This window comes from Palleronia sp. THAF1 (assembly GCF_009363795.1).
In the GTDB taxonomy this organism is placed as follows: Bacteria; Pseudomonadota; Alphaproteobacteria; order Rhodobacterales; family Rhodobacteraceae; genus Palleronia.
This window is the reverse complement of the sequence record NZ_CP045420.1, coordinates 1,989,861-2,008,494: the sequence shown is the minus strand read 5'-3', so window position 1 is coordinate 2,008,494 and position 18,634 is coordinate 1,989,861. Positions and strand designations below refer to the sequence as shown.

The 18,634-nt window shown below is 64.0% G+C and carries 14 protein-coding genes; 7 read left to right on the top strand and 7 right to left on the bottom strand.

The window, feature by feature from the left end:
- Positions 1-38 precede the first annotated feature (38 nt).
- Together FIU81_RS09920 and FIU81_RS09915 are read right to left on the bottom strand one after the other, a co-directional pair.
- Positions 39-1,148 (bottom strand): pyridoxal phosphate-dependent aminotransferase, encoded by a 1,110-nt coding sequence (locus tag FIU81_RS09920; RefSeq protein WP_124111688.1) that lies wholly within the window; start codon positions 1,146-1,148, stop codon positions 39-41.
- Positions 1,145-4,267, bottom strand: coding sequence for a valine--tRNA ligase (locus FIU81_RS09915; RefSeq protein WP_124111689.1), 3,123 nt, complete (start codon positions 4,265-4,267; stop codon positions 1,145-1,147). The genes FIU81_RS09920 and FIU81_RS09915 overlap by 4 nt, the downstream gene beginning before the upstream one ends.
- Positions 4,268-4,392: 125 nt before the next feature.
- Here FIU81_RS09915 and FIU81_RS09910 point away from each other — a divergent pair, with 125 nt between their 5' ends.
- Both FIU81_RS09910 and FIU81_RS09905 read left to right on the top strand, forming a co-directional pair.
- Positions 4,393-6,690: a xanthine dehydrogenase family protein molybdopterin-binding subunit gene (locus FIU81_RS09910; RefSeq protein ID WP_124111690.1), complete on the top strand. Its 2,298-nt coding sequence runs from the start codon at positions 4,393-4,395 to the stop codon at positions 6,688-6,690.
- 76 nt (positions 6,691-6,766) lie between these two features.
- Positions 6,767-7,768, top strand: a complete 1,002-nt coding sequence (locus FIU81_RS09905) for a DUF2235 domain-containing protein (RefSeq protein ID WP_254695889.1) — start codon at positions 6,767-6,769, stop codon at positions 7,766-7,768.
- Here FIU81_RS09905 and FIU81_RS09900 read toward each other — a convergent pair.
- Both FIU81_RS09900 and metF read right to left on the bottom strand, forming a co-directional pair.
- On the bottom strand, positions 7,695-8,177 hold the full coding sequence (locus FIU81_RS09900) for a PaaI family thioesterase (RefSeq protein WP_124111692.1): 483 nt from the start codon (positions 8,175-8,177) through the stop codon (positions 7,695-7,697). The two genes, FIU81_RS09905 and FIU81_RS09900, sit on opposite strands and share 74 nt — an antisense overlap.
- Positions 8,178-8,217: 40 nt before the next feature.
- Positions 8,218-9,075: a methylenetetrahydrofolate reductase [NAD(P)H] gene (metF, locus tag FIU81_RS09895; RefSeq protein WP_124111693.1), complete on the bottom strand. Its 858-nt coding sequence runs from the start codon at positions 9,073-9,075 to the stop codon at positions 8,218-8,220.
- Between the two features lie 87 nt (positions 9,076-9,162).
- Here metF and FIU81_RS09890 point away from each other — a divergent pair, with 87 nt between their 5' ends.
- From FIU81_RS09890 to FIU81_RS09880, 3 genes are all read left to right on the top strand, one after another.
- Entirely contained in the window at positions 9,163-10,068 is a 906-nt protein-coding gene (locus FIU81_RS09890; RefSeq protein ID WP_124111694.1) for a LysR family transcriptional regulator, read from the top strand.
- Positions 10,069-10,171: 103 nt separating this feature from the next.
- Positions 10,172-12,349 carry a fused MFS/spermidine synthase gene (locus FIU81_RS09885; protein WP_124111695.1) on the top strand — a complete coding sequence of 726 codons (2,178 nt, stop codon included), beginning with the start codon at positions 10,172-10,174 and terminating at the stop codon, positions 12,347-12,349.
- A 62-nt stretch (positions 12,350-12,411) separates the two neighbouring features.
- The gene (locus FIU81_RS09880; RefSeq protein WP_124111696.1) at positions 12,412-13,191 is read left to right on the top strand and encodes an inositol monophosphatase family protein; all 780 of its coding nucleotides are present in this window, start codon (positions 12,412-12,414) and stop codon (positions 13,189-13,191) included.
- Here FIU81_RS09880 and FIU81_RS09875 read toward each other — a convergent pair.
- Both FIU81_RS09875 and FIU81_RS09870 read right to left on the bottom strand, forming a co-directional pair.
- Positions 13,188-13,550 (bottom strand): GFA family protein, encoded by a 363-nt coding sequence (locus FIU81_RS09875; RefSeq protein ID WP_124111697.1) that lies wholly within the window; start codon positions 13,548-13,550, stop codon positions 13,188-13,190. The two genes, FIU81_RS09880 and FIU81_RS09875, sit on opposite strands and share 4 nt — an antisense overlap.
- Positions 13,547-14,254: a rhomboid family intramembrane serine protease gene (locus FIU81_RS09870; protein WP_124111698.1), complete on the bottom strand. Its 708-nt coding sequence runs from the start codon at positions 14,252-14,254 to the stop codon at positions 13,547-13,549. The genes FIU81_RS09875 and FIU81_RS09870 overlap by 4 nt, the downstream gene beginning before the upstream one ends.
- 190 nt (positions 14,255-14,444) lie before the next feature.
- On the opposite strand from FIU81_RS09870, the gene FIU81_RS09865 reads away from it, so the two are divergent.
- Positions 14,445-14,642, top strand: coding sequence for a hypothetical protein (locus tag FIU81_RS09865; RefSeq protein ID WP_124111699.1), 198 nt, complete (start codon positions 14,445-14,447; stop codon positions 14,640-14,642).
- A gap of 10 nt (positions 14,643-14,652) precedes the next feature.
- On the opposite strand, the gene putA is transcribed toward FIU81_RS09865, so the two are convergent.
- Positions 14,653-18,045, bottom strand: coding sequence for a bifunctional proline dehydrogenase/L-glutamate gamma-semialdehyde dehydrogenase PutA (gene putA / locus FIU81_RS09860; protein ID WP_124111700.1), 3,393 nt, complete (start codon positions 18,043-18,045; stop codon positions 14,653-14,655).
- A gap of 113 nt (positions 18,046-18,158) precedes the next feature.
- Here putA and FIU81_RS09855 point away from each other — a divergent pair, with 113 nt between their 5' ends.
- On the top strand, positions 18,159-18,623 hold the full coding sequence (locus FIU81_RS09855) for an Lrp/AsnC family transcriptional regulator (RefSeq protein WP_124111701.1): 465 nt from the start codon (positions 18,159-18,161) through the stop codon (positions 18,621-18,623).
- The last annotated feature ends 11 nt before the right edge of the window (positions 18,624-18,634 follow it).

Below are 18,634 nucleotides of genomic sequence, written 5' to 3'. Positions count from 1 at the left end.
GCAAGAACGTGCCTACACCGCAAATCGTTTCAAGTCTTTTAACGTCCCATCACGGCGTCCATAGCCTCGGGCAGCACTGTCGCAAACAAGTCCATTTCGGCCTCTGGCCCGCAGGTGATGCGAATACAGCGGTCCAGCGGCGCGACGCCCGGCATCCGCGTGAAAATGCCGCGTTCCGCCAGCGCGCTGACGAGGGCCTTAGTAATGGCTCCTTCTCGGCCTAGGTCGAGCGCCACAAAATTGGTGGCGGACGGCAAGGCCGTCAGGCCGTTGTCCCGGCCGATGGCGGCGATTCGTTCGCGGCTTTTCGCGATCCGGTGCTGCGTCTCAAGCAGGTAGTTTTGATCACGTAACGCTGCGAGCGCTCCGGCCTGACTGACCCGGCTGACCCCGAAGTGATTTCGGACACGCGCAAAGGCGGCGATGATATCGCGGTGGCCCACCGCATAGCCGACGCGCGCGCCCGCTAAGCCGTAACCTTTGGAAAACGTGCGCATCCGGATGACTCTTGGATCAGTAGTGTCGAGCGCCGGGGACGTCTGGACCTCGGAGCATTCTAGGTACGCCTCGTCCAACACCAGAAGGCAGCCGTCTGGAACACGCTCGATTAGCTGCGCAATCCTCTCTGCCGGATGCCAAGAGCCCATGGGATTATCGGGATTGGTCAAATAGAGCAGTTTCGCCTTCGTCTCGATCGCTTTGTCGATAAGGGCATCGGGGTCTTCGTGGTCATCGCGATAATCGCAAAAGTGCAAATCCCCGCCGTAACCGGTGACGTGGTAGTTGAACGTCGGATAGGCCCCCCGGCTGGTCACGACGACATCACCGGGCGCCACGAACAGACGCACGAGCGACCCGAGCAGACCGTCGATCCCTGCGCCGACGACAATCTCTTCCACCGCAACGTCCAGATGGTCCGCCAAGGCGAAGCGCAGTTCATGGCTTTCGGGATCGGGATACTTCCACGCCTCCGACGCCGCACGTTGCATGGCTTCGACCGCCTTGGGCGACGGACCAAAGATACTTTCGTTCGCCCCAAGTCGCGCTCGGAAGGCCTTGCCGGTCTGCCGTTCGATAGCCTCCGGACCGACAAACGGCACCGTGGCGGGCAGGGACGCGGCAAGCGCGGTCAGGCGCGGGTCACTCACAGTTCGGCTAGGCGCGCCTGCGCCTCTGCCATGCGGTCACGCTCGGCGGTGCGGGCGGCCAGATTGGCCTCTGTTTCCTCGACGACCTCGGGCTTGGCGCTGGCCTTGAACTTGGGGTTCTTCAGGCGTCCTTCGAGCCCGCCGATCTCCTTGCCGAGCTTGGCCAGAGCCTTGTCGATACGCGCCTTTTCCGCCTGCACATCGATGATATCGGCCAGCGGCAACGCAAAGGAACCGCCGCGCACGGGCAGGATCATGGCGCCCTTGGGGGCGGGGCCTTCGGCGATCTCGCCCAGCCGCGCGAGTCGTTCGATTAAAGAGCGATTGCGGGCGAAGGCAGTGCGACCGGCCTCGTCCAGCTCGATCATCAACAGGGGTGCTTTCAGGGACGCGGGCACGTTCATCTCGCCCCGAACAGAGCGGATCTGCTCGATCAGCGCGATGACCCAAGACATCTCTGCGTCCGCGTTTTCGTCAGCCACTTCAGGGCCATAGGTCGGCCAAGCAGCGTGAACCAGAGGGGAGTCACGTTCGGTCTGGCCCCACAGCTCTTCGGTGATGAACGGCATGAAAGGGTGCAGCAAGATGCAGCATTGATCCAGAACCCACGCTAGCGTGCGGCGCGTTTCCGGCGCGGTGTCCTCGTTATCGAACAGAGGCTTGGCCAGCTCGACATACCAGTCGCAGACCTGCCCCCAGACGAAGGCGTAAAGCGTGCTGGACGCGTCGTTGAAACGATAGTCGGACAGCGCGGCGTCCACCGCCTGTACGGTGCGGGCCGTTTCACCGACGATCCACTTGTTGGTGGCTTGGGTCAGGTCGTGCGGCAGATCGCCGCCGGTCTCCGCCAAAGCCCCGTTCATTTCGGCGAAGCGGAAGGCGTTCCACAGCTTGGTTCCGAAATTGCGATAGCCCGCAACCCTTTGTTCCGAAAGCTTAAGGTCGCGCCCCATGGCCGCCATTGACGACAGCGTAAAGCGCACGGCGTCCGCGCCATATTGGTCGATCAGGGTCAGTGGGTCGATGACGTTGCCGAGCGATTTCGACATCTTCCGCCCCTTCTCGTCCCGCACGAGCGCGTGGACGTAAACGGTATGGAAAGGTTTTTGCTCTACCATCGCAAATTGCATCATCATCATCCGGGCGACCCAGAAGAAGATGATGTCGAACCCGGTGATCAGAACGGAGGTCGGGAAATACTTTTGCAATTCGGGCGAGTCGTCGGGCCAGCCGAGTGTGCCCAGCGGCCAGAGGCCGGATGAGAACCAAGTGTCCAGAACGTCTTCGTCTTGCGACAATTGCACGACTTCGCTGCTAAGCTCTTCGGCGTGGGGGAGCACGCCGTCACCCATGTCGATCTCGACGCGGCCGTGCAGGCGCGCGCGATACCAGTTCTGAGCGTCTTCGCGCACGGCGTTGCTATCCGCGCCGCAGAACGCGCGCACCCATTGCCCGTCCCGCAGGAAGACGGCGGCCTCTTTAGGCGCGGCGCCCGTGGTATCATGCAGACGCTCACCGCCTTCGGTGATGTAGGGGCCATACCAAACCGGAACCCGATGCCCCCACCACAGCTGGCGCGAGATGCACCAAGGCTCGATGTTTTCCAGCCAGTGGAAATAAGTCTTGGCGTCGCGTTCGGGCAGGATCTTGGTGCCATCGGTGGTTCCATCCGCGCGCGCCATGCCTTCGCGGACGGCCTCCAGTGCGGGACCGACGATCTGGTCGGTGTCGACGAACCACTGATCGGTCAGCATCGGCTCGATCACGACCTTCGAGCGGTCGCCGAAGGGTTGGGTGATCGTCTTGGCCTCGACCAGCGGGATCATCTCGGCTTCGCGCGTTTCGCCGCCTTCTTCCGGTGCGATGGGGGCTTTGGCCGCTTGCGCTCCAAGGCGCGGATCGGTGTCCGGGACCATGACGGCCAGGCCCTCTGACGTGATCGCGTCGATGACCTTCTGACGCGCGTCGAACCGGTCGAGCCCGCGATACTCTTCGGGCACAAGGTTGATTTGCGTGGCGTCGGCAGGTGCGTCGATCTCGCCCCGTGCGATCGCGCCGGCCATTTCTGCGGCTTCGGCATAGGGCAGGCCATCGCTGCGCATCTTGGCGCGCGTGTCCATCAGCGCATACAACGGAATTCCGTTGCGCGTGGCGACGCCGTAGTCGTTGAAGTCATGCGCGCCGGTGATCTTCACCGCGCCCGAGCCGAATGTGGGATCCGGATAGTCGTCGGTGATGATCGGTATCAGGCGGCGATGCTCTTTCGGGCCGACCGGGATTTCGCATAATTTTCCGACGATTGGCGCGTAGCGTTCATCCGATGTGTGAACGGCGACCGCGCCGTCGCCCAGCATGGTTTCGGGGCGTGTGGTGGCGATGGAAATGTAGTCGCGCTCTTCTTCGAACAGCACGTTCCCGTCGTCGTCCTTCTCGATGTAGGTGTAGGTCGCGCCGTCCTGCAGCGGGTACTTGAAGTGCCACATGTGGCCCGGCTGGTCGATATTCTCGACTTCCAGATCGCTGATCGCCGTCTCGAAATGCGGGTCCCAGTTCACCAACCGCTTGCCGCGGTAGATGATGCCCTTCTCGTAGAACTCCACGAAGGTTTTGATGACGGCGGCGTGAAAGTCCTGACCGCCCTCGCGCGCATCGGGATCGCCGGGCGCGCCGCCCATTGTGAAGGCCTCACGCGACCAATCACAGGACGCACCCAATCGCTTGAGCTGGCCGATGATTGTGCCACGCGACGACTGCTTTTGTTGCCAGACGCGGTTCAGGAACGCCTCGCGCCCCATTTCGGTACGGGTGGGTTCGCCGTTCGCGGCCATCTCACGCTCGGTCACCATCTGCGTGGCGATGCCGGCGTGGTCGGTGCCGGGCTGCCAGAGCGTGTCATAGCCCTGCATCCGCTTCCACCGGATCAGGATGTCCTGAAGCGTGTTGTTAAAGGCGTGGCCCATGTGCAGGCTGCCCGTGACATTGGGCGGCGGGATCATGATCGAGAAGGTCTCGGCCCCGTCCTTGGCGTTGGCCCCGGCGGCGAAGCAGCCCTGTTGCTCCCACATCTCGTACAGGCGGGGTTCGGCGCTTTGCGCGTCGAAATTCTTTTCCATGGGCATCGGCGGGATCCTTCGGCAAACTTCGGTTCGCGCAATATCGTGTCGCAGGCCCAAGGGGAAGGTGACAATGGCGCTGGAAATCGCGGGCCGGGCGCGCCACTGTGCGCCCGGAAGGAGCCAAGATCATGCAGCCATTCGGTAAAAGCCAGTCCGTGACCCGCCGCGAGGATGTTCGCTTCCTGACCGGAGCAGGGCAGTATACCGGCGACACGGTGCCCGAAGGGGCGCTGGTCGCGGGGTTCATCCGGTCTGACGTGGCGCATGGGCGGATCGTTTCAGTCGATCTGGACGCGGCGCTGGACATGCCGGGCGTGGTGCTGGCGATGGGCGCGGCAGAGGCCGAAGCGGCAGGCGCATCGTTGGGCATGGCCTTCGTGCAAGTGCCCAACCGCGACGGCACCAAGGGCGCGGCGCCCGAACGGCCATTCCTTGCGCGGGATCGCGTGCGCTTCGTCGGAGAGCCGATCGCCGTGATCGTCGGGGAATCAGCGGCTCAGGTTCGCGATGCCATCGAGGCCGTGATGGTGGAGATCGACGACCTGCCCGTGAAGATGGACCTGGCGCCCGGCGGCGAGACCTTGCACGCCGAGGCACCTGATAACGTGTGTTTCGACTACGGGTTGGGCGATGAGGCCGCGACCGCTAGGGCGCTGGACGCCTCGGCGCATCGCGTGTCGCTGGTGGTCGAGGACAACCGCATCGTGTCGAACCCGATGGAAACGCGCGCCTGCTGGGCCGAGATGGAGGGCGACCGGCTACATGTCTGCTATGGCGGGCAGGGCGTGTGGAACCTGAAGAAAGAGCTTGTCAACCGACTGGGTCTGGACGCCGAGCGTATACACGTCACCACACCTGATGTCGGCGGCGGCTTCGGCACCAAGACGATGAATTATCCCGAGTATTTCTGCGTTGCGCTTGCCACGATGCAACTGAACCGTCCTGTCGCGTGGCAGGCCGAGCGCGGCGAGGGGATGATGACCGACAACGCGGGTCGCGATCTGGTCAGCACTGTCGAAATGGGCTTCGACGCGGATCACAGGATCACCGCTTACCGGGTGGAAACGCTGTCGAACCTTGGCGCCTACAATTCGAACTTCGGTCAGTTGATGCAGTCGCACCTGTTCGCGCGGGTTCTGACCGGAACCTATGATATCCAGACGGCGTGGCTGCACGCGCTCGGCATCTACACCAATACGACGCAGGTCGACGCCTATCGCGGCGCGGGGCGGCCAGAGGCGATGTTCGCGCTGGAACGTCTGATGGACCGCGCAGCGCGGGAATTGGGTGTCGATCCGTGGGACCTACGACGGCGCAATTTCATCCCCGAGGGGGTGTTTCCCTACAAGACGGTCTCTGGCGAAAGCTACGACGTTGGGGCCTTCGGGCGCGTGCTCAGCCGCATCGAGTCGACGGCGGATCGCGCGGGGTTCGAGGCACGCCGTGCGGAAAGCGCCAAGAAAGGCAAGCTGCGCGGGATGGGCCTTTGCTATTACATCGAGTCGATCCTGGGCGATCCGTCGGAAGGTGTGACGGTAGAGTTCACCGAGGATGGCGGCGTCGATCTGTATGTCGGCACCCAGTCGAACGGGCAGGGGCATGAGACGGTGTTCGCGCAGTTCCTGTCGGATCAGACCGGAATTCCCGTAGATCGCATCACAATCATTCAGGGCGATTCGGACCGGATCGAGACCGGCGGCGGCACGGGGGGATCACGCTCTGTCACCGTGCAGAATACGGTGACCCTGAAGGTCGCGACGGAAGCCATCGGCGCACTGGCGGCGTTTCTGGAAGAGGAAGAGGGGGCCGAAGTCACCTTCGACGACGAACGCTTCCGCATCGCTGGCTCGAACGATACGCCGGATGTGCTGGATGTCGTGGCGCGGGCGCGGGCGGCGGGGCGCATGGAACTGACGCGGTTCGAGGGGCGTGACACGCTGCCCGGACGGTCGTTCCCCAACGGCGCGCATGTGGCAGAGGTCGAGGTAGACCCCGACACCGGCGAAGTGACGGTCGCGCGTTACACGGTCGTCGATGACTTCGGAAATCTTATCAATCCTTTGCTGGCCGAAGGTCAGGTGCATGGCGGCGTGGCGCAGGGGATCGGTCAGATCCTGATGGAGCATGGCATCTACGATGCGGACGGCCAGTTCCTGACGGCCAGCTTCATGGATTACGCGATGCCACGGGCGATTGACCTGCCGATGATCGGCTTCACGACGGAACCCGTGCCCTCTACCGCGAACCCGCTTGGCATGAAGGGCTGTGGCGAGGCGGGAACCGTTGGCGCAATGGCCGCTTTGGCCAACGCCGTCGAGGATGCGACGTGGGATCGGGGCGTGCGCGATCTTCACCCGCCGCTGTCGCCCGCGCGGGTCTGGGCCGCTTTGCAGGGGGCCGATGCCCGACCGCTCGCCGCAGAATAAGGCTGCGCGACGGCTTCGCGCCTGGGCACGCCAGTCCTCCGGTCGGCGTGTTCGGCGGGCTGTGCGGCGCGGACCGATGACGCTGGTCGTGCTGCTAGACGGCACGATGTCGACGCTGCGTCCGGGGCGGGAGACGAGCATCGGCCTGATCTGGAAGCTGTTGTCGGAGATGGCCCCAACCAGCGATATGGCCGTCTACTATGAGCCGGGCATCCAACTCGCCCGCTATTCGCAGATGCGCGATGTGATCGAGGGGCGGGGCCTCAACCGTCAAATCCAGCGCGCCTACGGTTGGCTCTCGTCGCAGTATCGGCCCGGTGACCGCATTTACTTCTTGGGTTATTCTCGCGGGGCCTACGCTGTGCGCTCCTTGGCGGGCGTTATCGGACGCATCGGCCTACTGCGTGCGGACGCCGCGACCGAGCGCAACGTGCAGAACGCCTACCGTCACTACCGTACGTTGCCCGACGCCCACGCGGCGGACGACTTCCGCCGGATCAATTGTCACAACGCCGTCGAGGTCGAAATGATCGGTGCGTTCGATACTGTGAAGGCGCTGGGGCTGGGGGCGCCGATCATCTGGCGCTGGTCGCAGATGGCGCACCGGTTCCACGACCATACGTTGAACGACACGACCAAGCGCGGCTACCACGCGCTTGCGCATGACGAGCGTCGGCGCGCCTATCGGCCTGTCCTGTGGCGCACGCGCGACGACTGGGACGGCAATCTGGAGCAGGTCTGGTTTCCCGGCACGCATGGCGATGTGGGCGGGCATCTTTCGGGCCGAAACAGCGCGCGTCCGCTGGCGAATGTGGCGCTGTGCTGGATGCTGGGGAAGGCCGAGCAGGCCGGCCTGCCGTTGCCTGATGGCTGGCGCGCCCGCTTTCCCGTGGACCCTGAGGCGCCTTCGATCGGGCAATACGTCGGGATGGGGAAGTTCCTGCGCAGCAGAGAGGATCGGCTCATCGGCACCGATCCCTCGGAAGAGCTGCACGCCAGCGTGGCTAAACGGGAAGTGCCATTATCAGGCAAGTGGTCGATCCCGTGGCGTATAGGCGGTCGTCGGACGCGCCCCTGATCTCTCCGGTGGCGACGCCGGTCGTGCGGCCCGCGTGGCTGACCTGACCGATGGCCATGATCTCGGTATCCGCAGGCAGGGCGCGCACGATGTTAATCTTGTATTCCAGCGTGGTATAGGTGGATCCCGTCGGCACCTTGGTCATCACCGCGCAGGCCATACAGCTGTCCAGAAGTGTGCCGTACCAGCCGCCGTGCAGGCCGCCCATGGGGTTCAGGTGCGCGAAACGGGGCGTGCCGCGAAAGACCACGCGCCCGTCTTCGACCGTATCGAGATCGTAATTCATGCCTTGTGCGATGGGAGGGGCGGGCAGGTCGCCCGACTGCATCGCCTGCATGAACTCAAGCCCCGACAGATCGCGCATCTTGGCGATATCGGGCAAGTCGGCGGCGGATGTGGCGAACTTCATGGGGCGGGCTCCGGGTTTGGTCCCACCCCTTGTGCCGCCCTCAGGCGACCTTTTCCAGAGCCGGTTCCGGCGCCAGCCCCATCGCGTGAACCACGTCGCGCGTCAGGTGGGGCTTGTTGAGTGTGTAGAAGTGAAGCTGCTCAACGCCATTTTCCAGCAGCTCGGTGCACATCTCGGTGCAAAGGGCCGTTGCCAGCAGATCGGCGCGACCGTCGCGTTCGGCGGCGGTGAAAGCCTCTTCCAGCCACGCGGGGATGGTCGTGCCGCAGCCGGTGGCGAACTTCTTGACGCCCTTCCAATTCTCAATGGGCAAGATGCCCGGCACGATGGGGGCGTCGATCCCGGCAGCTGCGCAGCGGTCGCGGAAGCGCAGGAAGGTCTCTGCCTCGAAGAAGAACTGGGTCAGGGCCTCGGTCGCACCGGCGTCGATCTTGCGCTTCAGAAACTCGACGTCCGCATCGTCGCTGGCCGCCTCGGGGTGGCGGTCGGGGTAGGCGCCCACGCGGATGTTGAAGCGGCCATCGGCGGCCAGCGCCTCGATCAGCTCGACGGAAGACGCGAAGCCTTCGGCATGGGGCACGAACGCACCACCACCGGGCATGTCGCCGCGCAAGGCCACGATATCCGTGATGCCCGCCGCCGCGTAGCTTTCGGCGATCTCCATCGTTTCGGCTTTGCTGGCGTCCACGCAGGTCAGGTGCGCCGCGACGCGCAGGCCGGTTTCCTTGTTGATGGTCGTCACGGCCTCATGGGTCAGCTTGCGGGTCGTGCCGCCCGCGCCATAGGTGACAGACACGAAGTCGGGAGCCGTCGCGGCCAGCGTGTGGATCGTATCCCATAGCTTGAAAGAGGCCTGCAGCGACTTCGGCGGGAAGAATTCGTAACTGATACGGGTCATGGGGTGCGTCCTTGTTTCGTCCCTTGTCGCATCCTCTGCGACGTGAGACAAATTCATAACCAAGAACATCTTTATGAGTTCCAGCACATGCACATCGAGTTCCGTCACCTGCGCACGATCAAGGCGATCCATGACGAGGGCGGTCTGGCGCGCGCTGCGGACCGGCTGCACATCACTCAATCGGCGCTAAGCCATCAAGTGAAAAACCTGGAGGATCAGGCGGGGGTCGAGCTGTTCGTGCGACGGTCGAAACCGCTGAAGCTATCCGCTGCCGGACATCGCTTGCTGAAGGCGGCAGAGCGAATCTTGCCAGAGGTCGCTGCGCTGGAGGCAGAGTTCGCCGGGCTGGTCGCGGGGCGGTCCGGGCGCCTGCATATCGCCATCGAATGCCACGCCTGCTTCGAATGGCTGTTCCCGGTTCTGGAGCTGTTCCGCCGCGCCTGGCCAGAGGTAGACGTGGATATCCGCCCCGGTCTGGCCTTCGACGCCTTGCCCGCGCTGGGGCGCGAGGAAGTCGATCTGGTCGTATCCTCGGACCCAGAGAAGATCGAGGGCGTCACCTTCGTCCCGCTGTTCGATTACGAGCCTGTCTTCGTCGCCGCATCTGGCCATCCATTGGCAGAGAAGCCTTATGTCGAGGCGACGGATTTCGCCGACCAAACGCTGATCACCTACCCGGTGCCGCGCGAACGGCTGGACGTGTTCACCGAACTGCTGATCCCTGAAGGCGTGGTGCCCCACGCGATCCGGCAGGTCGAATTGACGGCGATGATCCTGATTCTTGTCGCCAGCCAACGGGGCGTCGCGGTGCTGCCCGACTGGGTGGTGCGCGACATTCGGCTGCAATCGGATTACGTGACCCGCCCGCTGACAGCCAAGGGCAAGACGAAGCGTCTATATGCGGCTGTCCGAAACGACGAAGCGGACCTGCCCTACATGGCGAACCTGTTGAAGTTGGCACGGACAGAGCCTTTGAAGATGATGCGGCGCTAGGCTGACGCCCTTCGCGCGAAATCGTGCGGAAAACGGCGGATCGCGGCCATAATCCTGCCCAGACCGATTGGTAACATTCTTCGGACAATCGAAGGATTTGCCAATGTCTGTCGCCGAATTCGACCGCCCAGCCGTGCCCGTGCGCCTTGCGCCGGTGCTGTTCACCGCCACGATCTTCCTGTCGGCCAGCTTGCTGTTCTTCGTGCAACCGCTGTTCGCAAAGATCGTCCTGCCAGAGATCGGCGGGGCTGCGTCTGTCTGGACGACGGCGATGTTGTTCTTCCAGTCTGTGCTGCTGGGCGGCTACCTTTATGCGCATTTGCTGACCAAATACGTGCCGGTAAGGGGGCAGGTGGCCGTGCATCTGGCCGTGTGGGCCGCTGGCCTTCTGTTCCTGCCGCTGGGTATTCCCGATGGCTGGACGTGGACACCCGGAACACCCGCTGCTTGGGCCACGCTGACGCTGTTTGCGCTGGGCGTGGGCGTGCCCTTCGCCGCACTTGCCGCCAACGCGCCGCTGATCCAGTCTTGGTACGCGCGCTCCGACGGCCCGGCGGCGAACGATCCGTATTTCCTGTATGGCGCGTCGAACCTGGGCTCTTTCGTGGCACTTCTGGGCTTTCCACTGGTGGCAGAGCCGCTGTTCGGCGCGACGCTGATCGGTGAAGGGTTCTCGCTGGGCTACGTCGTTCTGGGCGCGGGGCTGCTGGCCGCTGGACTTTGCGCCCGGCCCGACATGGCCGCGCGAGAGGCACGCGCGACCGTCGATCCGGTCTCTTGGACGCGGATCGGCCTGTGGCTTGTGCTGGCCTTCGTACCCTCGTCGCTGATGTTGGCCGTAACCACGCGGATCAGCACCGATGTGGGTGCGCTGCCGCTTGTCTGGGTGCTGCCGCTGGCCTTGTATCTGCTCAGCTTCGTGGTGACGTTCCGCACGCGGCCCCTGCTGGGTCTTGGCGTTCTGCGCATTGCGCATCTGTGCGCCATCGGGCTTCTGGCCGCGCTGTTTCTTGGGCTGACCGGCAGCCATCAGGGTCTTGCGATGATCGTGCTGGCTGGCGTGGCTTTCTTCGCCGTGGCCCTTTACGCCCACGCGCGGCTGTATCAGGCGCGGCCTGCGGGCGCCCATCTGACGCTGTTCTACCTAGTGATGTCCGTGGGCGGTGCGCTGGGCGGGCTGTTTAACTCCATCCTGTCGCCTGTTCTGTTCGACACGCTGGCCGAAGGGCCGATCACGCTGCTGATCGCGGGCGCGCTGGCGCTGAGTGCGGCGGCCACGCGCACGGACGCGCGCAGACTGTTTCGAGCGGTTGGCATCGCGGCTGTGGCAGGCGTGGCTCTGCACTTTGCCGCGCCGATGCTGAAAGGTGACGCCATCGCCGCGCTTGGCCTGACGGCCTTGGTCGTGATCGTGTTGATCCACCGGAAGACGATGGGTGCGGGGCTTGCGGGCGCCGCAGTCATGGCGCTGATCGCGGTGCAGGCGATGCCTGATGAGGCCCTGTTCCGCGACCGCAGCTTCTTCGGCATCCACCACGTCGGCGCGAAGGATGGCCGTCACGTCTACACCAACGGCACGACGCTGCATGGCGCGCAGGAATGGGATCTGGAAGGGCGGCCTATCCCGCTGACCTATTACCATGAGACCGGGCCCATGGCGCGCATCTTGAATGGTGATCTGATCGCGGACGATGCGCGCGTCGGCGTGGTCGGTCTGGGTGTCGGAGCGTTGGCCTGCCACGCGCGACCCACGCAAACCTGGGCCTTCTACGAAATTGATCCGGTCGTGGACCGCATCGCCCGCGACCCTGCGCTCTTCAGCTTCCTGTCGGACTGCACGCCAGATGCGCCTACCCACATGGGCGACGCGCGCGTGGTTTTGGAAGGGCAAGATGTGACCTACGACGTGCTGGTGATCGACGCCTATTCGTCCGATGCCGTGCCCGTCCATCTGACCACGACCGAGGCGATGGCGCTTTACGCCGACCGCCTGTCGCCAAACGGCCTGCTGATCTACCACATCTCCAACCGCTACTATGATATCGCGCTGCCGCTTGGCCGTTCGGCCACGCAACTGGGGCTGTCGGGGCGGGTTGCCTTCCATGATGGCGCGGATGCTCCGAGCCAAGCCACTAGCTCACGCGTCGCTGTGCTGTCGCGCGATGGCGCATCTCTGGATGGGCTGGACGCGCGGCTTGACTGGCAACCGCTGGCCGATGATGGCGGACGGGCGTGGACGGATGACTACGCCAATCCGCTGGGTGTTTTGATGCGCCACTAGGGGGCCATTGGCTTCCGCGTCGGCCCCGTTTATGGAGCGGGGCCGAACGACAGGAGCCGGTCATGCAAGGCAGCGCAAACCTCACCATTATGATCAAGGCCGCGCGGGCCGCCGCGCGCAAGCTGATCCGTGACTTCGCCGAGGTCGAGAACCTGCAGGTCTCGGTCAAGGGGTCGTCGGATTTCGTCACCCGCGCCGAGGCGATGTCGGACGAAGTCATCCGCGAGATGCTGCAGCGAGAGCGTCCGAATTACGGCTGGCAGAGCAAATCCAACGAAGTCGAGGGCAAAGACCCGACGCGCCGCTGGATCGTCGATCCGCTGGCCGATTCGGTGAACTTCGCGCATGGCTTGCCGCATTGGTCCTTGTCCATCGCGCTGGAGCATAAGGGCGAGATCGTCGCCGGGGTCATCTACGATCCTGCCAAGGACGAGCTGTTCTGGGCCGAAAAGGGCGCCGGGGCCTTTATGAACGAACGTCGCCTGCGTGTGTCGGGCCGGGGCCGCATGGTCGACTGTCTGTTCGCCGCCGGAATGCCGGCCTCTAAGTCCGCGATTCCGCTGTCGGTGCGCGACATCGGTCGTCTGATGCCGGGCTGCGCGGGAGTGCGAGAATGGGGATCACCTGCGCTGGCGCTCTGCTACGTGGCCGCCGGGCGCTTTGATGGGTACTTCGAGCGCGGTATCCGCCCGTGGCACGTTGCGGCAGGCATGGTCATCGTGCGTGAGGCGGGCGGCTTCGTCGAGCCGCTGGGTGAGCAGCCGATCCTGGAAGGCCGCACCATAGTCGCGGCCAACGGCGATATATTCGAGACATTCGCGAAAGAGCTTCGCAAGTCCTAGGTGTCGCTGGGGTGGTTCACCCCGTCGTTCCACGGGATTGGTTCCAACGTCCGCACATCCACGCCGTCGATGCAGGCGGCGTTCACGCCGTATTCGTTTGGGTTCGAGCGGCGTCGATGATGCGTGTAGATGCCGCAGATCGAACAGAAGTGATGCTCGGCCGTGCGCGTGCCCCATTGGTACAGCGCCAGCACGTCAGCGCCCTTCGTCACCTCGATGTCGCAGGCGGAGGCCGACACGGGGGCGGCCTGTCTGCGGCTGCAATACGAACAGTCGCACCGGCGGATGGTGTTCAGCCCGTCGACCAGTGTGGCCATCAGCTCGATCGCGCCGCAGTGGCAGGTGGCGCGCACCCTCATTTGCGTTTGCCTGCCGATGGAATGGGGGATCGGCGATATTCCACGGGCGCGTGGGGCGGGCGGCCATGGGTGCGGCTCCAGAACGCCGGGCCGCCGAGGCGTAGGAACAGTGGCACCGTCAGCACTATCCCGGCGACGAAGCCGCCCGCGTGGGCCCAATAGGCGACGCCGCCCTGATCCACGGGCGTCATCGTGCCCGATCCGACTTGCAGCGCGAACCAGATGCCCAGCACGATCCAAGCCGGAATCGCGAAGACGCGGAAGAAGATCAGCAGGATCAGAAGAACATCCACTTTGGCTTTGGGGAACAGCAGAAGATATCCCCCCATCACCCCCGCAATGGCCCCGGATGCGCCGACCATCGGGATGGTAGAGGTTGGCGCGCCCGAAGCCTGCGCCAGCCCGGCCGCCACGCCAGAGGCAAGATAGAAGCCAAGGAAGGGCAGGCGGCCCATGCGGTCTTCCAGGTTGTCGCCGAAAATCCACAGAAACAGCATGTTGCCCGCCAAGTGCAGCGGTCCGCCATGCATGAACTGGTGGGTGATGTAGGTCTCTGGCGCAAAGCGCGCGGGGATCAGCGCCCAGCGGGTCGGAAACTCCGGCGCCATGGTCTGCGCCAGAAAGACGATCACGTTCACCGCGAGCAGGGCATAGACGACATATGGCGTCGTGCGGCTGGGATTATGGTCGCGGATTGGAAACATCGTCGGTCACATGGGGCAGGGGTGGGCCGAGGCAAGATTGACCATCTTTGCGGCCGAGAACTTAAACTCACATCATTTATCTAGTCTGTTGCGCGAAATCTTACTTTAATCCCGCTTAGGGCGAACAAGCGGCCCGACTTCCTTCTACTTAAGAGAGAGTAACGCAACGTTCCCTTCGAAAGAGACAGCCATGCGACCCCTTATTCAGTTCCCTGCGGCCCTCATCGCCACCGTTTGTAAACTTATCCCGCGTTCCGGCGCCGGGATCGCTGTAAGCCTGACGATCCTGTGCGCCGGTGTAAATCTGGCAAACGACGCCGACATCGGCCTGTCATTCCTGAACATGCAGGCCTCTGCCGACGTCTCTAGCGAGTGGACGCACCGCTAAGCGTTCGCGGTCACGACCTTTCAAGCAGCTCTGGGTCGTTCTGTGCGACCTCGGCCAGAAGCTGCGCGTTGCCGCCGGACGCGGTGGTGTCGATGCACAGATGACGCTCATGCAGAACGTCCGCGACCGTCACCGCAGCGGTCTGAAGGCCGACGATAGGTCCGCGCCGCTGCGCCAGTTGCTTGGCCAGCTTGCGCGCGGTGTCATCGTCGCCCCACCACAGAACCGCGCCCATCTTCGGCTCATTCGTCAGGTTCATCTCTGGCTTGCCACGACGCGCCTTGCCGCCCAGCCGCTCTACCGCGGCGATCTGCGCTTTCTGATCCTCTTCCGAGGGACCGAGGCACAGCACAGCAGGGCGCGGCACAAGGTGAAGACGGTTCGATTCGCCTGTCGGGCCAGGCATCACCATCGGGCTTTCCGGCACGTCGGGCTGCACGGGCTCTTGGAAGCGCGGCAGGTAGAATGGGCCGCCCGCCTTGGGGCCGGTGCCCGACAGACCTTCGCCGCCGAAGGGTTGAGACCCCACGATCGCACCGATCTGGTTGCGGTTCACATAGAGGTTCCCGGCCTCGATACGGTCGGTCACATGCTGAACGCGGTCGTCGATCCGGGTGTGCAGACCGAAAGTCAGCCCATAGCCGGTGCCGTTGATCGCATCGATCACCTTGTCCAGATCGTTGGCCGCGTAGGTCGCGACGTGAAGGACGGGGCCGAAGACCTCGCGCTCGATAGCTTCGATCCCCGACACCTTCACCAGACTGGGGGCAAGGAAATGCCCCTGATCCGGCGCCGGGCCCCGGTGAAGCAGGCGACCGTCGGCATCGGCCTTGGCCACGTAGTCGGCGATCTGCTCATGCGCTGCCGCGTCGATCAGGGGGCCGCTGTCGGACTTCAACAACCACGGATCGGCGGGTTGAAACGCGTCCATCGCGCCCTTCAGCATCTTCAGGAAGCTGTCGGCGATGTCCTTTTGCACATAGACGCAGCGGCAGGCCGAGCAGCGTTGCCCGGCGGATTGGAACGCCGATTGCATTAATGCCGCGATGGCTTGCTCTGGCAGAGCAGTCGAATCCACGATCATCGCGTTCAAGCCGCCCGTCTCGGCGATCAGGGGGGCCGAGGGATCGCAATGCTCTGCCATACTATCGTTGATCTTGCGCGCCGTCGCGGTCGATCCGGTGAAGGCAACGCCATTGACGCGGGCATCGGCGGTCAGCTTCGCGCCAACCTCTCCGCCGCCCGGCAGTAGTTGCAGCGCGGTCGCCGGCACGCCCGCTTCCAACAACAGCTGCGTTGCGCGGTAAGCGATGAACGGGGTCTGTTCCGCCGGTTTCGCGATCACCGCGTTGCCTGCCGCCAGACCGGCCGCGATTTGCCCGGTGAAGATCGCCAGTGGGAAGTTCCACGGGCTGATGCACACGAAGGTGCCGCGCGCGGTGCTGTCCAGTTTTGTGCATTCGGCGGCGTAGTAATGCAGGAAATCCACCGCCTCGCGCAGTTCGGCGACGGCGTCGGGCAAAGTCTTGCCAGCCTCGCGCGCAAGGATCGCGAAGAGTTCGCCGTAGTGCTCTTCATAAAGTTCGGCGGCGCGCGTCAAAACCTTGGCGCGCTCTTCGGCGCTGGCCTCCCACCGCTGTGCTGCTCCCAAAGCAGTGTCCACGTCGGCAGCGCTGGCGAAATGCGCGGTGCCCACGGTGTCGTCCGGGTTCGCCGGGTTGATGCGCGTGTTCGCGTCATCCGGCGCAGCGTCGCCCGCGATGATCGGTGCGGCTTCGAACTGCGTGGAGCGGAACGGATCGCGCGCGGCGTCGATCTCGTCCAGCTGTTGGGCATCCGCAAGATCCCAGCCGCGCGCATTACGGCGCATGGGCAGGAAGATGTCCGTGCCGGGCGTCACCGGGGGCGTGTAGCCTAGCCGGTCGAACGGATCGGCGGCGACTTCGCGGGCGGGCACGTCCTCGTCTACGATCTGGTTCACGAAGGACGAATTCGCCCCGTTCTCCAACAACCGGCGCACAAGATAGGCGAGCAGGTCCTTATGCTCCCCTACCGGCGCGTAGATGCGGCAGCGGATGCCCTCGTCTTTCATCACGATGTTATACAGCGCTTCGCCCATGCCGTGCAGACGCTGGAATTCGTAGTCGTCCGACCCGGCACCTTCCAGTTCGGCCATCTTCAGCACGGTCGATACGGTATGTGCGTTGTGCGTGGCGAACTGCGGATAAAGTCGGTCGCGGTGTTGCAACAGCTTACGCGCATTGGCGGCGAAGCTCACGTCTGTCGCGGGCTTGCGCGAGAAAACGGGGAAGCGCGCCAGACCCTCTTGCTGGGCCAGCTTGATTTCGGTGTCCCAATAGGCGCCCTTGACCAGTCGCACCATCAGGCGGCGGTCATGGCGTTCTGCGGCGTCGGCGATCCAGTCGATCGCGGTGCCCGCACGTGGGCCATAGGCTTGCACCACGACGCCGAAGCCATGCCAGCCGACCAGGCGCGGATCGGCCAGAACCTCATCGATGACTTCCAGGGACAGGGACAGGCGGTCCTGCTCCTCGGCGTCGATGTTGAAGCCGATATTCAGCTCTGCGGCGCGGGCGGCAAGGTCGCGCACGATGGGCACAAGATCTTTCAGCACAGCCTCACGATGCGAGACTTCATAGCGCGGATGCAGCGCGGACAGTTTGACCGAAATTCCGGGGTTCTGCGCGACGCTGCCCTTGGTGGCGGCGCGGGCGATGCGCTCGATCGCGGTGGCGTAGGACTTGCGGTAGCGCTCGGCGTCGCCGTGGGTCATCGCGGCCTCACCCAGCATATCGTAGCTGTAGGTGTAGCCCTTGGCTTCCATCTTCGACGCGCGTTCCATGGCGGCGTTCATGTCCTGACCCAACACGAACTGGCGGCCCATGACGCGCATGGCCTCGCGCGTGGCGCGGCGGATCACAGGCTCGCCCATGCGCTTCACGGCACCGCGAAGGGCCTTCAGCGGGCGCGAGTCGTTTTCCTCCAGCACACGGCCCGTAAACATCAGCGCCCAAGTCGAAGCGTTGACCAGCGACGAAGACGACTTGCCCATGTGCTCGCCCCACTTGCCGGGCGCGATCTTGTCTTCGATCAGATCGTCGATGGTGACGGCGTCAGGCACGCGCAACAGCGCTTCGGCCAGACACATCAGCGCGACGCCTTCCTGCGTGGACAAGCCGTATTCGGCCAGGAAGACTTCCATCAGACCCGGTTCCGCATCGCTGCGCAGGCGCTTCACCAGCTTTTCGGCATGATCCACGATCTCGCCGCGCGTGGCGTCATTCAGGTCAACCTCCGAGACCAGCCTGTCCAGAACCTCATCGGCATCCGGGTAGGGGGAAACCGGCAGGACTTGAGGCGGCATAGAGGTATCGCGGGGCATGGGCAGTTCTCCTTGCTGATCGATACAATATAGGGTCTTGTTGCCCGTAATCCGCCCGGAATTCTTAAAAGTCGCAGGCGGATCGACCGAAGGTTGCGAAAGGTACGTGCCGAATGACCGATCAGACGCTCGACCGCTTCGATATGGCGATCCTCGATATTCTAGGGTCCGAGGGACGGCTGAGCGTGACCGCGCTGGCCCAGCGGGTCGGACTGTCGAAAAGCCCGGTTCAGGCGCGGTTGAGGCGGCTAGAGACAGAAGGGGTGATCACAGGCTATCGCGCCATGATCGACCCGGTACGCCTGCGCCGTGAGCATGTCGCCTTCGTCGAGGTCAAGCTGACTGACACCAGAGAGGCCGCACTGGCCGCTTTCAACGACGCTGTGCATTCGGTGAACGAAATCGAACAGTGTCACCTGATCGCGGGCGACTTCGACTATCTGCTGAAGGTCCGTACGGCTGACATGACGCGCTACAGGGAAGTGCTGGCCGCCCACATATCGACCCTGCCCAACGTTTCGCACACCTCCACCTTCGTGGCGATGCAAGCCGTCAAGGATACCGCCTGGGCGGGTTGAGGGTGCCCGAT

Coding starts and splice junctions, on each gene's coding strand:
- metF (WP_124111693.1), bottom strand. CDS start 9,075: ATGACCCGTATCAGTTACGAATTCTTCCCGCCGAAGTCGCTGCAGGCC.
- FIU81_RS09880 (WP_124111696.1), top strand. CDS start 12,412: ATGCAAGGCAGCGCAAACCTCACCATTATGATCAAGGCCGCGCGGGCC.
- FIU81_RS09890 (WP_124111694.1), top strand. CDS start 9,163: ATGCACATCGAGTTCCGTCACCTGCGCACGATCAAGGCGATCCATGAC.
- FIU81_RS09865 (WP_124111699.1), top strand. CDS start 14,445: ATGCGACCCCTTATTCAGTTCCCTGCGGCCCTCATCGCCACCGTTTGT.
- FIU81_RS09885 (WP_124111695.1), top strand. CDS start 10,172: ATGTCTGTCGCCGAATTCGACCGCCCAGCCGTGCCCGTGCGCCTTGCG.
- FIU81_RS09855 (WP_124111701.1), top strand. CDS start 18,159: ATGACCGATCAGACGCTCGACCGCTTCGATATGGCGATCCTCGATATT.
- FIU81_RS09915 (WP_124111689.1), bottom strand. CDS start 4,267: ATGCCCATGGAAAAGAATTTCGACGCGCAAAGCGCCGAACCCCGCCTG.
- FIU81_RS09905 (WP_254695889.1), top strand. CDS start 6,767: ATGACGCTGGTCGTGCTGCTAGACGGCACGATGTCGACGCTGCGTCCG.
- FIU81_RS09875 (WP_124111697.1), bottom strand. CDS start 13,550: ATGAGGGTGCGCGCCACCTGCCACTGCGGCGCGATCGAGCTGATGGCC.
- putA (WP_124111700.1), bottom strand. CDS start 18,045: ATGCCCCGCGATACCTCTATGCCGCCTCAAGTCCTGCCGGTTTCCCCC.
- FIU81_RS09870 (WP_124111698.1), bottom strand. CDS start 14,254: ATGTTTCCAATCCGCGACCATAATCCCAGCCGCACGACGCCATATGTC.
- FIU81_RS09900 (WP_124111692.1), bottom strand. CDS start 8,177: ATGAAGTTCGCCACATCCGCCGCCGACTTGCCCGATATCGCCAAGATG.
- FIU81_RS09910 (WP_124111690.1), top strand. CDS start 4,393: ATGCAGCCATTCGGTAAAAGCCAGTCCGTGACCCGCCGCGAGGATGTT.